9 protein-coding genes and 4 pseudogenes are annotated in these 14,500 nt (G+C 63.6%); 6 read left to right on the top strand and 7 right to left on the bottom strand.

Going from position 1 to position 14,500, the window contains the following annotated elements:
- Positions 1 to 19 precede the first annotated feature (19 nt).
- A pseudogene (gene galE, locus AC0V8S_RS34880) lies at positions 20 to 1,017 on the bottom strand (UDP-glucose 4-epimerase GalE).
- 279 nt (positions 1,018 to 1,296) lie between these two features.
- Between galE and hemA the strand changes: the two are divergent.
- Positions 1,297 to 2,574, top strand: a complete 1,278-nt coding sequence (gene hemA, locus AC0V8S_RS34885; protein WP_475436168.1) for a 5-aminolevulinate synthase — start codon at positions 1,297 to 1,299, stop codon at positions 2,572 to 2,574.
- A gap of 146 nt (positions 2,575 to 2,720) precedes the next feature.
- Here hemA and AC0V8S_RS34890 read toward each other — a convergent pair whose 3' ends face one another.
- Both AC0V8S_RS34890 and mscL read right to left on the bottom strand, forming a co-directional pair.
- Positions 2,721 to 3,887, bottom strand: coding sequence for a pyridoxal phosphate-dependent aminotransferase (locus AC0V8S_RS34890; protein WP_475436170.1), 1,167 nt, complete (start codon positions 3,885 to 3,887; stop codon positions 2,721 to 2,723).
- A gap of 104 nt (positions 3,888 to 3,991) precedes the next feature.
- A complete protein-coding gene (mscL, locus tag AC0V8S_RS34895; RefSeq protein ID WP_095198503.1) occupies positions 3,992 to 4,411 on the bottom strand; it encodes a large conductance mechanosensitive channel protein MscL in 420 nt (139 codons plus the stop codon).
- 273 nt (positions 4,412 to 4,684) lie between these two features.
- On the opposite strand from mscL, the gene AC0V8S_RS34900 reads away from it, so the two are divergent.
- Positions 4,685 to 8,173 (top strand): PAS domain-containing hybrid sensor histidine kinase/response regulator, encoded by a 3,489-nt coding sequence (locus AC0V8S_RS34900; protein ID WP_475436173.1) that lies wholly within the window; start codon positions 4,685 to 4,687, stop codon positions 8,171 to 8,173.
- Between the two features lie 32 nt (positions 8,174 to 8,205).
- Here AC0V8S_RS34900 and AC0V8S_RS34905 read toward each other — a convergent pair.
- Positions 8,206 to 8,842, bottom strand: a pseudogene (locus AC0V8S_RS34905) (TetR/AcrR family transcriptional regulator).
- 93 nt (positions 8,843 to 8,935) lie between these two features.
- Between AC0V8S_RS34905 and AC0V8S_RS34910 the strand changes: the two are divergent.
- Positions 8,936 to 9,591: pseudogene (locus AC0V8S_RS34910) on the top strand (O-methyltransferase).
- A gap of 152 nt (positions 9,592 to 9,743) precedes the next feature.
- Positions 9,744 to 11,050 (top strand): annotated as a pseudogene (locus AC0V8S_RS34915) (MDR family MFS transporter).
- A gap of 17 nt (positions 11,051 to 11,067) precedes the next feature.
- On the opposite strand, the gene AC0V8S_RS34920 reads toward AC0V8S_RS34915, so the two are convergent.
- On the bottom strand, positions 11,068 to 11,727 hold the full coding sequence (locus AC0V8S_RS34920; RefSeq protein WP_140775350.1) for a response regulator transcription factor: 660 nt from the start codon (positions 11,725 to 11,727) through the stop codon (positions 11,068 to 11,070).
- Positions 11,728 to 11,909: 182 nt separating this feature from the next.
- Complete coding sequence (locus tag AC0V8S_RS34925) at positions 11,910 to 12,344, bottom strand: hypothetical protein (RefSeq protein ID WP_183456219.1); 435 nt, start codon at positions 12,342 to 12,344, stop codon at positions 11,910 to 11,912.
- Between the two features lie 107 nt (positions 12,345 to 12,451).
- Here AC0V8S_RS34925 and AC0V8S_RS34930 point away from each other — a divergent pair, with 107 nt between their 5' ends.
- Positions 12,452 to 12,802 carry a DUF952 domain-containing protein gene (locus AC0V8S_RS34930; protein WP_475436175.1) on the top strand — a complete coding sequence of 117 codons (351 nt, stop codon included), beginning with the start codon at positions 12,452 to 12,454 and terminating at the stop codon, positions 12,800 to 12,802.
- Positions 12,799 to 13,875: a quinone-dependent dihydroorotate dehydrogenase gene (locus tag AC0V8S_RS34935; RefSeq protein WP_475436177.1), complete on the top strand. Its 1,077-nt coding sequence runs from the start codon at positions 12,799 to 12,801 to the stop codon at positions 13,873 to 13,875. The genes AC0V8S_RS34930 and AC0V8S_RS34935 overlap by 4 nt, the downstream gene beginning before the upstream one ends.
- A gap of 159 nt (positions 13,876 to 14,034) precedes the next feature.
- On the opposite strand, the gene AC0V8S_RS34940 is transcribed toward AC0V8S_RS34935, so the two are convergent.
- A complete protein-coding gene (locus tag AC0V8S_RS34940) occupies positions 14,035 to 14,478 on the bottom strand; it encodes an STM3941 family protein (protein ID WP_475436179.1) in 444 nt (147 codons plus the stop codon).
- Positions 14,479 to 14,500: the final 22 nt, after the last annotated feature.

A 14,500-nucleotide genomic window follows, 5' to 3' on the forward strand; every position in this document is an offset into this window, starting at 1 on the left:
GAGCCCTGGGGGACCTGGCTCAGCCGCGCGCGGAGTTCTTGCTGGTCAGGATGCGCTCCCAGGCGAGCGCATCGGCAACGATCTGGTCGAGGTCGTCGCGTTGCGGCGCCCAGCCTAGCTCGGCCCGGGCAAGGTCCGAATTGGCGACAACAGCGGCGGCGTCGCCGGGGCGCCGGTCGCCCATCTTCACCTCGAAATCGCGGCCAAAGGCACGCCGAACGCTCTCAATGACCTCGAGCACCGAATAGCCGTGGCTGTAGCCGCAATTGGCGACGAGGCTCGTGCCCCCTGCGCGCAGCCGCTGCAAGGCCAGGCGATGCGCCGCGGCCAGATCGCTGACATGGATATAGTCACGCATGCAGGTGCCGTCCGGCGTCGGATAGTCGGTGCCGAACACCTGCATGAACGGCCGTTTGCCGAGCGCGGTCTCGCAGGCGACCTTGATCAGATGGGTGGCGCCCGGCGTCGACTGGCCGGTGCGGCCCTTCGGGTCGGCGCCGGCGACGTTGAAATAGCGCAGCGCCGTGTAGCGGATATCGTGCGCGAGGCCGGCATCGCGCAACATCCACTCGCTCATCAGCTTGGACAGGCCATAGGGCGATTCCGGCGCCAGGCGGGCATCCTCGCGCACCGGCTCCAGCCCCGGCGCCGCCATAGACGGCGGCGGTGGAGGAAAAGATGAAATTGGGCACGCCCTCGCGCACCGCGGTTTTCGATCAGCGTGCGGGTCTTCGAGGTGTTGTTCTCGTAATAGGCGAGCGGGTCGGCGACCGATTCCGGCACCACGATCGAACCGGCGAAATGGATGATCGCATCGACATGATTGTCCCTGATGATCGAACCGACCAATTCCTTGTCGGCGACATCGCCGACCACCAGCTTTGCCTCCGGCGCGACCGCCCATTCGAAGCCAGTGGAAAGACGGTCGAGCACGACCACGCTTTCGCCGGCATCCAGCAATTCCCAGACCATGTGGCTGCCGATATAGCCGGCACCGCCTGTCACCAAAACCGTCATCCGCATCCTCGCATCTCAAGATTTATCGGAAACTGTCTCAAACACCGCCTTACTGGAAAGCCTGCGACATGGCCATTAGAACCCTCGGTAACCGGCGTTCACCAAATGTGGCATCGTGCTGAAACAAACGTGATCCACAGAGCGTATCGTGGAGTGGGAATAGGCCACGATCCGCCATCGTTAGGGAACAGGTGCGGGGCGTGGCATTTTGACCAAAACGGCCCGGTGGACGACCAATAGGCCAATGATTATGATCCCGCGCAAAATTGGGAAGCCGACATGAACTACCAGCGGTTCTTCGAAGAAGCGATCGACCAGCTCCACGCGGAGCGTCGCTATCGTGTCTTCGCCGACCTTGAGCGTATCGCGGGCAAGTTTCCGCGCGCCATATGGCGTTCCAACGGCCGCGCCGAGGAAATCACCGTCTGGTGCTCCAACGACTATCTCGGCATGGGCCAGCACCCCGACGTCATCGCCGCGTTCCAGGATGCGGCCGGCAAGATGGGTTCGGGCGCCGGCGGCACCCGCAACATTTCCGGCACCTCCAACCCGCTGGTCGAGCTTGAGCACGAGCTTGCCGACCTACACGGCAAGGACGCGGCACTGGTCTTCACCTCCGGCTTCGTCTCCAACGAAGCGTCGATCTCTACCATTGCGCGGCTTTTGCCCAATTGCCTGATCATCTCGGACGAGCTGAACCACGCTTCGATGATCGAAGGCGTGCGGCGCTCCGGCGCCGAGAAGAAGATCCTCCGCCACAATGACGTCGCGCATCTGGAAAGCCTGTTGCAGGCGGCGGGGCGCGAGCGCGCCAAGCTGATCGTCTTCGAAAGCGTCTATTCGATGGACGGCGACATCGCACCGATCAGAGAGATCGTCGAACTCGCCGAGCGCTACAACGCCATGACCTATATTGACGAGGTCCATGCCGTCGGCATGTACGGGCCGCGCGGCGGCGGCATCACCGAGCGCGAGGGCCTGGCCGACCGCATCGACATCATCGAAGGCACGCTGGCAAAGGCGTTCGGCACGCTGGGCGGCTACATCACCGGCACCAGTGCGGTGATCGACGCGGTGCGCTCCTATGCACCGGGCTTCATCTTCACCACGGCGCTGCCGCCGGCGATCGCGGCCGCGGCGACGACGTCGATCCGCCATCTCAAGCGCTCGCAGGCCGAGCGCGACGCCCAGCAGCAGCAAGCGAGCCGAACCAAGCAGATCCTGTCGGCGGCCGGCCTGCCGGTGATGGAGTCACCGACCCATATCGTGCCGCTGTTGGTGGGCGATCCGGAACTCTGCAAGATGGCCAGCGACCGCCTGCTTGGCGTGCACGGCATCTACATCCAGCCGATCAATTACCCGACCGTGCCGCGCGGCACCGAGCGGCTGCGCATCACGCCGACGCCGTTCCATTCGGATCAGCTGATCGCGGGACTGCAGGACGCGCTGGTCGAGACCTGGGATGCGCTCGGCATTCCCTACGGCTCCGCCGGCCGGCCCGCCGTGGCCAAGAGCGATCGGATCGTTCCGCTGCTGGTGCCCAAGTCCGGCGGCTAAAGCCGTTTGAAACTCTACTCCGGCCGCCATCTGACACGGTTTTCTGCGCTTCCGGTGCTCACGGACCCAAATGTCCGCTGCACTCCGGTTCTCGAAAACCGCGCCAGCTGACTCACCGGAGCAGCTTTCAAACCGGCTTCAGAGCATCAGACGGTCTTCATCCACTTCGCCAGCCGGTGCGCGGCTTCCTCGACCTGGTCGAGGCGGCGGTGGAAGCATAGCCGCAGGAAGGCTTCGCCGCCGGGGCCGAAGGCGGTGCCGGGCGCCAAGCCGACATTGGCCTTGTCGACGATGTCGAAGGCGGCGGTGCGGGAATCGGTGATGCCGTCGACGGTGAAGAACAGATAGAAGGCGCCCTGCGGCACGGTGAACCCGGCGCGGCCGGTGGCGCCGAGGATGCCGCAGGCCAGGTCGCGCGCCTTCCTTGCCCGCCCCACCTGTTCGACGACGAAACCATCGCCCTCGTCGAGCGCGGCGACCGCGCCACGCTGCATGAACTGGGCAACACCCGAATTCGAATACTGGATCAGGTTCTCGAACACCTGCTGCAGGCTCGGATGCGTCTTGATCCAGCCGACGCGCCAGCCGGTCATCGCCCAGTTCTTGGAAAAGGAGTTGACGAACAGGATGCGGTCTTCCGCCGTCGCAATGTCGAGGAAGGACGGCGCGCGGCCGTGGCCGTAGTGGAACAGGGAATAGATCTCGTCGGCGATGATCCAGAGGTTTTTGGCGCGCGCAAGATCGAGGATCGCCTGCAAGGTCTCGTGATCGGCGGTCCAGCCGGTCGGGTTCGACGGCGTGTTGATGAACAGCGCCTTGGTGCGCGGGGTGATTGCCGCGGCGATCTTCTCTACGTCGCAGGACCAGCCATTGCCGGAATGATCGAGCGTGACCGCGACCGGAACAGCTCCCGACAGGGCTGCGGCAGCGTCGAAATTCGGCCAGGCCGGCGACAGATAGATCGCCTCGTCACCGGCGCCGGCGAGAGCCGTCAGCGCCAGCTGGATGGCATGCATGCCGGACCCGGTGACGATGAATTGCTCCTCCGGAAACGTCTTGCCGAAATGCCTGGTGTAGTAGCGGGCCAGCGCTTGCCTGAGGTCAGGGATTCCCCTCTGCCAGGTGTAGAATGTCTCGCCGCCGGCCAGCGCCTTCGACGCGGCATCGGTGATGAAGGCGGGCGTCGGCAGATCGCCCTCGCCGGCCCAGAGCGGGATCAGACCCTCGCGCAGGCGGCCGTAGTTGACCACGGCGACAATGCCGCTTTCCGGCGCGGCGCGGGCTTCGGCGCGAAAGCTGTCGATCAGGCTCATGACAAATCCGTTTTCCCTTGGTGTTGCCGCTCTTTACCAGATACGAAAACAGAAAACCCCAGCCGCGAACGACCGGGGTTTTAGTCCAGCAATGGCTGGCTGAATTATCGCTTGGCGAGCAGATCGCGGATTTCGGTGAGCAGCGCAACATCGGCGGGGGGCGGCGCGGCCGGGGCAGCAGGCTTCTCGCGCTCGAGCCGCCGGCGCAGATTGTTCACCCCTTTGACCATCAGGAAAATGACAAAGGCTATGATCAGGAAATTCAGCGCCACGGTGATGAAGCTGCCGTAGGCAAAGACCGCGCCTTGCTTGCGCGCATCTTCAAGGTTGGTGGCAGTTACATTGTGCGACAGGCCAATGAAGTAGTTGTTGAAATCGACCCCTCCGAGCGCGCCAATGAAAGGCATGATGACATCGTCGACCAGCGAAGTGACGATCTTGCCGAACGCAGCGCCGATGATGACGCCGACGGCCAAGTCCATCACATTGCCCTTGGAAACGAATTCCTGGAATTCTTTCAGCATTCGACCCTCCTTGTCATGACCGGCCGCGCTGCCGTTCCGTCCTTGCGGCATCGACCCGGCGGCAACATAACAAAAACCTGCGGTTGCAACATGGGCAAAAGGAGAAAGCAACCGCTTTCTCTTTCCGTCACGTCACCTTGGCCGCACCCGGGCTTTGCGCCTGAATCGCGTGACCAAGACCATGCTGCCAAAGCCGCGATGGACATGGGGCTCAAGCTGTGATTGCGTTCGGACAAGCCGGATAAAAAGACGGCAAAGGAGGAAATTTCAGGCGTGCAGGGCTTGTTCATCGTCATCATCGCGATCGCCTATGTGACGCTGCTGTTCGCCATCGCCAGCCTGGGCGACCGCCGCTCGGCGACATCCGGGTCGAGCCGAGCGCGGCCTTTCATCTACGCGCTCAGCCTGGCCATATACTGCACCTCATGGACCTTCTTCGGCTCGGTCGGCCTCTCCTCCGAACGCGGCCTCGAATTCCTCGGCATCTATACCGGTCCGGTGCTGGTGTTCGTGTTCGGTTTTCCGCTGCTCAACCGCATCGTGCGGCTGGCCAAAACCGAGAAGATCACCTCGATCGCCGACTTCCTCGGCGCGCGCTACGGCAAGAGTTTTACCGTCGCGGCGATCGCCACGCTGATCGCCACCATCGGCGCGGTGCCCTATATTGCGCTGCAGTTGAAGGCAATCTCCGGTTCGGTCAGCCTGATGGTCGAGCACTATACGGGATCGCCCCCTTCCTTCGATCCTTTCGTCAGCGACATTTCGCTGGTCGTCGCCATGCTGCTGGCCTTGTTTGCCGTGCTGTTCGGCACCCGTCATGCCGACGCCACCGAACATCAGGACGGGCTGGTGCTGGCGGTGGCGGTCGAAACCGTGGTCAAGCTCGCCGCCTTTCTGGCGATCGGCCTGATGGTCACCTTCCTGATCTTCGGCGGCCCGGGCGACATGTTCGCCAAGCTTGCCGAGAATGCACAAGTGCGGCAGGCGATGGGCTACAACACCTCGCTCGCCACCTGGCTGGTGCTGACGGGCTTGAGCGGCTTTGCCATCATCATGCTGCCGCGGCAGTTCTACGTCACCATCGTCGAGAACCGCGGCGAGGCAGAATTGCGCACCGCGACCTGGGTGTTTCCGCTCTACCTCGTGGCGATCAACCTGTTCGTGCTGCCGATCGCCTTTGCCGGCCTGTCGCTGGTCGGTACCGGCACCAGCAGCGATCTCTACGTGCTGTCATTGCCGCTGTTCAGCGGCCACGACGTGCTCGCCATGGCGGCCTTCATCGGCGGGCTGTCGGCGGCAACCGCCATGGTGATCGTCGAAAGCGTGGCGCTGTCGATCATGATCTCCAACGACCTCGTCATTCCGCTGTTCGTGCGCCGCTTGCTCAAGACCTCGACCTCCGAGAATGAGGACTGGTCGACGCTGATCCTCAATGTGCGGCGCGGGGCGATCTTCATCCTGTTGTTCATCGCCTTCCTCTACTATCGCGAGAGCACCAACAGCGCGCGGCTGTCGTCGATCGGCCTGATGTCCTTCGCGGCCATCGCGCAATTCGCACCGGCGCTGATCGGCGGGCTGATCTGGCGCGGCGCCAATGGCAGGGGCGCCGCACTCGGCATGGTCGCCGGCATTCTCGTGTGGGGCTACACGCTGCTGCTGCCGTCGTTTGTCGCGCCCGACACCGACATCCTCGTGCACGGGCTGTTCGGCTTCGAGGCGCTGCGGCCGCAGGCGCTGTTCGGCACGGTCGCCGAACCGCTGAACCATGGCGTGTTGTGGAGCCTGTCGATCAACACGCTGTTTTTCGTCCTCGGCTCGCTGTCACGCGCGTCGGTACCGCTGGAGCGCATCCAGGCGTCGATCTTCGTGCCAAGGGATGCCGGCCCGATGCCCAGCCTGCGCCGCTTCCGCACCGCCATCACCGTCAACGACCTGAAGGACACGATCGCACGCTATCTCGGCACCGAGCGCACCGAGCGCTCGTTCGAGTCGTTCGAGAAGACCAACGGCACCTCGCTGCACGGCAAGGAGCAGGCGAGCATGGACGTCATCCGCTTCTCCGAGCAGCTTCTGGCCAGCGCCGTCGGCTCCTCCTCGGCGCGACTGATCCTGTCGCTGCTGTTTCGGCGCCATGACCGCGAATCCCGGGACGCCTTCCGTCTGCTCGACGACGCTACCGAGGCGCTGCAACACAATCGCGACCTCCTGCAGATCGCGCTCGACCAGATGGAGCAAGGTATCACCGTCTTCGACCGGGATTTCCGCCTGATCTGCTGGAACCGCCAGTACAGGACGCTGTTCGACCTGCCCGACGAGATGGGCCAGGTCGGCGTTTCGCTCGACCAGATCCTGCGCCATCTCGCCGAGCGCGGCGACATCCCCGCCGACCAGCGCGTGACGATGCTCAACCGGCTGACCAGCTTCGTCAGCCCCTGGCAGATGGAGTTGAAGACCAGCGGCCGCATCCTGGAGCTGCGCTCCAATCCGATGCCGGATGGCGGCATCGTCGCCACCTATGCCGACATTTCCGGACGCGTCGAGCAGGATCTGGCGTTGAAGCGCGCCAATGAATCGCTGGAGCAGCGGGTCAAGACCCGCACCATCGAGTTGACCCGGGTCAACGAGGAGTTGGCGCAGGCGCAGATGCTGGCCGAGGAGGCCAATCTCGGCAAGACACGCTTCCTCGCCGCCGCCGGCCACGACATTCTGCAGCCGTTGAATGCCGCCCGGCTCTATTGCTCCTCGCTGATCGAGAAGGCCGGCAAAGGGCCGACCGGCAAGGCGGCGGTCAACATCGAATCCTCGCTGGAATCGGTCGAAACTATTCTTGGCGCCGTGCTCGACATCTCGCGCCTCGATGCCGGCGCGATGAAGCCAGACGATACCGCCTTCAACCTCGACGGATTGCTGCGCCAGATCGGCAATGATTTTCGGCCAATGGCGGCGGAGAAAAAGCTCGACCTGACGATCATGCCGTCGTCGCTGACGGTGGTGACCGACCGCAATCTGCTGCGCCGCCTGATCCAGAACCTCGTCTCCAACGCCATCAAATATACCCGCAAGGGCCGTATCCTGGTCGGTGTGCGACGGCGCGGCGAACTGGCGGAAATCCAGGTGATCGACACCGGTATCGGCATCGCCGGTGACAAGCTGAACACGGTCTTTCATGAGTTCACCCGGTTGGACGAAGGCGCGCGCGAAGCCGAAGGCCTCGGTCTTGGCCTCTCCATCGTCGACCGCATCGCCCGGGTGCTCAGGCTCGAAATCCGTATTTTCTCCAATCCGGGCAAGGGCACGCGCTTTTCCGTCATCCTGCCCGTCGCGGCGGTGCAGCAGCCGCGACGCGAGGTCGAAACCAAGGCTCCCGCTCGTGCCGCGGCTTCGCTGGCCGGGCTGCATGTGCTCTGTATCGACAATGACGCCCGCATCCTCGAAGGCATGCGGCTGTTGCTCGAAGGCTGGGGATGCAAGGTCGACACGGTGTCCGGCTCACGCGATCTGGAGAACGCCGCGCCACACCGCCCGGACATCGTGCTTGCCGATTACCATCTCGACGGCGAAACCGGTCTCGACATCATCGCCCGGCTGCGTGCGACCCATGGCAACGACCTGCCGGCCGTGCTGGTCACCGCGGACCGCTCCAACGAGGTGCGGGCGGCGGCCGGCGGGCTGGAGATTGCGGTGATCAACAAGCCACTGAAACCGGCAGTGCTGCGCTCGATGATGGCCAGGGTCAGGCCGCTGGCATCAGCGGCAGAGTAAGCCAAAAGGCGGGCCGGACGGAACCGGCGACATCAGCCCCTGTGGCCCAGGCTTCCCAAGTAAGCGCAGAACATATCGGCCATCGCATCGGCATAGGTTTCGATCTCGGCCGGCGTTCGCGGGCTTTCCGAAAAATCCTTCCCCACCGCGCTGAGTGTCGTTTTGATCAGATCGCCGGCCACGGCGCGGACGGCCTCCGGGGCCTCGGGCAATGCCTCCCGCAGAAAGGTCTGGACGGTTCGTTCCCCCGAGGCTCTCGCTTCGTGCGCCTCCGGTGCGTCACGATAGAGAGGTGCGGCGTCATTGAGCGCCACGCGCACCTCGGCCTCTTCGCACTCCGAGCGGATGAAGGCGTGGACAAGTGCACGCAGCCGTTCGAGCGGCGGCTTCCGGTCGTCCTCGAGTATGGTGCGCAGCAGGCCACCGGTCTGGCGCCATTCATCGCTCTGCAGCCGGAACAGCAGTGCGGCCTTGTTGGGGAAATACTGATAGAGCGAGCCGACGCTCACCCCGGCCTTTTCGGCAACGCGCGTGGTGGTGAAACGCTGTGCGCCTTCGCTCTCCAAAACCTGAACAGCAGCCTGCAAAATCGCCGCGACAAGGTCCGTGGCGCGCGCCTGTCTCGGGCTGTTTTCGTGAGGAAATCGAATGGCTTGGGAGTCCGGTCATGTCTCGGTTCGGCAATGCGAATTGGAAACCTGAAGGATTATTCGTATTTTCCTCCCAACACAAGAACGCAGCCATTTTCGACCGGAGACTTTCATGACGACGCTGACCAACGCCCCGCTGGCACCCCTGCTCGCCCGCCTGTTCAAGGAAGCCAATGCCGCGACTAGTCCGGCGGTGGCTGCGCTCTCGCCCGAGGAGCGGGCGCGTCTGCTCAGCAGCAAGACCGAATATGTCGATTTCTACGGACGGCTGAAGGACCTCTGGCTGGCGATCTCGCCGGAAACCGGCACGCTGCTCTACATGCTGGCGCGCAGCAGCGGCGCACGCGTCGTCATCGAATTCGGCACCTCGTTCGGCATCTCGGGGCTCTATCTCGCCGCGGCGCTGCGCGACAATGGCGGCGGCCGCCTGATCACCACCGAATTCGAACCGTCCAAGGTGATGCGGGCCAAGGCCAATCTGACCGAGGGCGGCCTCATCGACCTGGTGGAGATCCGCGAGGGAGACGCGCTGCAGACGCTGAACGCCGACCTGCCGGAGACGATCGATCTGTTGCTGCTCGACGGCGCCAAGGCGATCTATCCGGAGATCCTCAGCCTGGTCGAGAGCCGCTTGCGGCCCGGCGCGCTGGTCATCGCCGACAATGTCGATTTCTGCCCCGAGATCTGGAACGGGTGCGCTCACCGGCATCGGGCTACATCTCCACGCCGTTCGGCGAGGACGTCGAACTGTCCGTGCGACTCGGCTGAAAGCCGGTCCCATCGCCGCATGGGATTCAACCCTGCGGCTCAAATCTCCATGTCGCCCCAGGGCGGCCGTAGGCGTTTACGTCAACCAACGCGCAAACCCCGGGCCTTCGACGACGGTCGGGCCTCCAGGCGCAGGTGACGTCATGAACAACATGCTTCTTTCCTCCTGGCGCGCAGCCCCGCGCCCAGCCCTGTTGGGGCTTCTGCTGTTCTTCTGCGCGGGTTTCGCCGACGGCGCGCTCGTGCCTTTCTTTCCGCTCTGGGCGAGCGGCGAGGCCGGCATTCCTGTCGGCATGATCGGCCTGCTGTTCGGCTGCTATGCCGGCGGCGAGCTTCTGGCCGCACCACTGATCGGCGGCATCGCCGACCGGATCGGCCGGCGGCCGGTGCTGATTGCCTCGTCGCTCGGCGTCGGCGCCGGCTTCCTGGCCCTGTTCTTCGTGCATGGCGTCGCCGTTACCGCGATTGTTCTGCTTCTGACCGGCATGTGCGAGTCCGTGCTTCATCCGACGATCCTGACCGTGATCGCCGACGTGACCGCGCCATCCACCCATCCCCGCTGGTTCAGCCTGGCGCGCGTGAGTTCTAGCGCCGGGCAGATCCTGGACCAGCCTGCGGCGCGCTGCTTACGCTCATGTCGCTGCGCAGCGTGTTTCTCGCCGGTGGTGCGATGCTTGTGCTGGGCGGGATCGTGATGCTCTTCGCGCTCAACGAGACGATCGGCGTCGGCCACGCCACCGGCGACGATCGCCATGACGGTGAGGACGAGGAAGAGGAAGGCCTGTCCGCGTTGCTGCCGGCATTCCGCGACGGCCGGCTGGCCAAGCTACTGCTCTGGGTCGTGCTGTTCGAGGTAGCCGGCAACTGGATCGAGGCGGTGATCCCGCTCTATGCGCATGATGCCGGGACGCTGACGCCATCCGGCGTCGGCGCGCTGTTCGCCTATGCCGCCGCCCTGACGGTCGGCTTGCAGATGCTGGTCAGCCGCATGGTCGAGGCACGGTCCGCTCTCTGGCTGACGGTCGGTGCCGGCCTCGCGACGATACTGGCCTTTGCGCTGCTCGCCGCCTCGCCCGCAATACTGACGCTGATCGGAGCCGTCAGCCTGTGCTCGATCGCACAGATGCTGGTCGGACCGCTGGTGCCGACCGCCGTCAATGCACTGGCGCCGCCCGCACGGCGCGCCTCCTACATGGGGGCTTCGTCGGTGGCGGTCGACCTCAAGGACTCGCTGGGGCCATCGATCGGCACGGCGCTTTACGCGCTGGCGCCGCGCCTGCCCTGGATCGCCGGCATTCCGCTGGTGGCGATCGCATCGCTCGGCCTTGGCGCGACAATCGGCCGAGCGCGACGCCCCTCATGCGAATCCGGATCAGATCGGAGCTCGGGACCGGAAGCGGTCGACACAACGGAGCCACCCATGGCTTGGTCGCCAAAACCGGCAACGGAACAGCCGTGAGCCTCGGCATTCGGCGCTCAATGCGCTGGCTGCAACGGGTCACTGCCGATCTTGGACAAAAGGATCACCGCCTGGGTGCGACTGTCGACGCCGAGCTTTTGCAGAATGGCCGAGACATGCGCCTTGATGGTCGCCTCGGAGACGCCGAGCTCATAGGCGATCTGCTTGTTGAGCAAGCCTTCGGCCAGCATGCCGAGCACGCGGGTCTGCTGCGGTGTCAGCGCCTGCAGCCGCTTGATCAGGTCCGATATTTCGGGGTCGCGCTCGACGCCGAGATCGACGCCGACGGGCGCCGCGATGTCACCGGCGAGCACCGATTGCACGGCGTTGCGGATCTCTTCCATGCTGGCCGATTTGGAGATGAAGCCGGATGCGCCAAGATCGAGCGCGCGCCTGATGGTCGCCGGATCGTCATGCGCCGAAACCACGATCAGCGGCACCGCCGGATGGATGCCGCGCAGCGAAATCAGGCCGGAGAGGCCGCTGGCGCCCGGCATCGACAAATCGAGCAGCACCAGATCGACATCCTCATTGGCCACGACCAATGCCTTGGCACTTTCGAAATCGCCGGCCTCGTGAATGGCGGCGACATTGCCGATGCCGGCAAGCGCTTCGCGCAACGCACCGCGAAACAACGGGTGATCGTCGGCGATGACGAAAGAATAGCCTGACGGCAAATGTTCCTCCCCGAATCCCGTCGATGATTTTTAAGCTTTTCGGGACCAGTCGGACGATTATGAGGGGCAGCGCGCTGTTTTCAAGCGGCAAAACCAGCGCGCGGCATTTTCCCTACTTCGCAAGATCAAAGTACTACAGCGTCCTTTGCGCATCCAAAAGGACGCGCGGCGCTGTAGGAAGCTCAGGTCTTTTGCGAATTGAGCTGAGCGCCGCCACCGTTGTCCTTGTCCATCTCCTTGACGATGCCCATGAAGCCCTTCAGGAAGCGCTCCATATAGCTCATCGTCTTGTTGAAATCCTCCTCGCTCGGCAGTTTCGATTCGAGGCGGGCGGACAGCGAATTCTCGAGCTTGGTGACGCGCTCGTCCATCGCCTTCATCGAGGTTTGCAGGCGGTCGATTTCGTCCTGGAAGGCGGCGCGTTCGTCGGCCGCCACCTTGCAGACGAGTTGGCCCGAACGTTCCTCGCAAATCGACATCGCACCGGTCTGCGTGTCCATGCGGACATAGCCGTTGGCGGATTTTTCCAGCCGGTAGCGGTCGGTTTCTTCCGAAGAGGCGGAGGCCGCGACCAGCGAAATCAGCGCGGCGGGGATCAAGATGTGTTGCAGACGCATGTTGTCCTCCATGGCCAAGGCCTGAAATATCGCATGTTTGCGCCGGAAATGGGGAAGACCCTTGGCGTGGCCTTCCCCGCACGACTGGTTCGGACTATAGCGCAACCATGTCTCAGTTTATCTACAAGATAACCCCGCAAGCGGCTTGGCGCGAGGCCGAAGCCAGTGGCCGCTTCACCGGCGCGCTGATCGACGTCGCCGACGGCTTCATCCATTTCTCCACGGCAGCGCAGGTCCGGGAAACCGCGGCAAAGCATTTTTCCGGCCAGGTAGACCTACTGCTGGTCGCCATCGACGCCGCCAGCCTGGGCGATGCCTTGAAATACGAGGTTTCGCGCGGCGGCGCGCTGTTTCCGCATCTTTACGGCGTGCTGGAGCTGAACACCGTCAAGTGGGTCAAGCCGCTGCTGCTTGGCGCCGATGGCGCGCACCAGTTCCCGCCGTTGGAGGCCGAATGAGTCTGTTCGACCGGCTTGGCCAAAAACTGCTGTTCACCTTCGATCCGGAAACCGCGCATGGGATGTCCATCGCGGCACTGCGTTGCGGATTGCCGGTCGGCGCGCGGACGGTGCACGACAGCAGGCTGAAGGTCAGCCTCTGCGGTCTCGATTTCCCCAACCCGCTCGGCATGGCGGCCGGCTACGACAAGAATGCCGAGGTACCCGACGCGCTGCTTGGCCTCGGTTTCGGCTTTGCCGAGGTCGGCACGGTCACGCCGCTGCCGCAGGCGGGCAACCCGAAGCCGCGCATCTTCCGGCTGACGGCGGACGAGGCGGTGATCAACCGGCTGGGCTTCAACAATGAAGGTCATGCGGCGGCCGAGAAACGCCTTGCCGCGCGCAAGGGACGTCCCGGCATTGTCGGCGTCAACATCGGTGCCAACAAAGACAGCGCCGACCGCGTCAGTGACTATGAGCGCGGCGTCGCGCGCTTTGCCTCCTATGCCCGCTACCTCACGGTCAACATCTCCTCGCCGAACACGCCCGGCCTGCGCAACATGCAGGCGCGCGAGCAGCTCGGCGAACTTTTGTCGCGTGTCATGGCCGCGCGTGCGTCAGCCGCAGCCCAGCCGCCCATTTTTCTCAAGATTGCGCCGGATCTGGTCGAGGCCGAGCTGGAGGATATCGCCGCCGAGGTCGTTGAAAAACGGATCGACGGCATCATCGTCTCCAACACCACCATTTCGCGGCCGGCATTGCACAGCACGGACACCGCCGGCGAGACCGGTGGCCTTTCGGGAAAACCGCTATTCGAACGCTCGACCACCGTGCTGGCAAAGATGCGCAAGCTGCTTGGCCCGGGCATCGCCATCGTCGGGGTGGGCGGCGTCGATTCCGCCGAGACGGCGCTGGAGAAGATCCGTGCGGGTGCCGATCTCGTCCAACTCTACACCAGCATGATCTATGCCGGACCGGCACTGCCGGGACGCATTGTTGCAGGGATGGCACGCTTCGCCGAGATGGCGCGGCTCAAGTCGATTCGCGAATTGCGCGACAGCCATCTCGATCTATGGGCGTCGAAGCCGCTCTAAAGAATTGCTCGAAAAGTGACCAGTCCTGTTTGAAATCCGCTGGCACGCGACTTTCCCGAGACTCGCAACTCCGCGTTCCGGCCAATTATCCGAGTCCCCTCAACCGAGCGGGTTCGGCTTGTCGTGCCAAGGCTTGCACCCGATAGGCATTCAGAATCTCTACCATCTTGTCGGTTGAAAATTGCCATCCACCAGGAAGGCAGCCCTCGGCTCCAAGACCTCTGTTAATTCGCATGAGCGAGGTGTCCTTCCTGGCGCCGGGTTCGAAGCTGTAACCACCACCTTGCCGCGGCTACGCGGCGGCCTCCAGACGTGGAAACCCTTTATATCTTGCCATGCAACTTTCTTCGGACCAGCATCTATCATGAAGCCGCTATCGTCCAAGGTCAAAGTGTGAGGGCGGATAAGCGACCGGATCAGGAATGGCACACTCGACCCTGCGAGAAATATTCCGATCCACCCAACCAGGTGCCCACCGGCTGGGCTCTGCACCATTCCAATTCCGGCCAAAATGAAAATCGGGCATGCTAGAAGCAACAGGAATGTCTTACCTCGTGATCCTCTTATGATCCTTGGCTCGATTGGTTCGACCACGTCTCCCATTGCTTCCCCGATATGTTAGCGC

Source organism: Mesorhizobium oxytropidicola (assembly GCF_056174625.1).

Bases quoted from the DNA above. Each gene is read 5' to 3' on its own strand.
- AC0V8S_RS34940 (WP_475436179.1), bottom strand. From the start codon at position 14,478: ATGGGAGACGTGGTCGAACCAATCGAGCCAAGGATCATAAGAGGATCA.
- AC0V8S_RS34925 (WP_183456219.1), bottom strand. From the start codon at position 12,344: ATGCGTCTGCAACACATCTTGATCCCCGCCGCGCTGATTTCGCTGGTC.
- AC0V8S_RS34890 (WP_475436170.1), bottom strand. From the start codon at position 3,887: ATGAGCCTGATCGACAGCTTTCGCGCCGAAGCCCGCGCCGCGCCGGAA.
- AC0V8S_RS34935 (WP_475436177.1), top strand. From the start codon at position 12,799: ATGAGTCTGTTCGACCGGCTTGGCCAAAAACTGCTGTTCACCTTCGAT.
- AC0V8S_RS34930 (WP_475436175.1), top strand. From the start codon at position 12,452: ATGTCTCAGTTTATCTACAAGATAACCCCGCAAGCGGCTTGGCGCGAG.
- hemA (WP_475436168.1), top strand. From the start codon at position 1,297: ATGAACTACCAGCGGTTCTTCGAAGAAGCGATCGACCAGCTCCACGCG.
- mscL (WP_095198503.1), bottom strand. From the start codon at position 4,411: ATGCTGAAAGAATTCCAGGAATTCGTTTCCAAGGGCAATGTGATGGAC.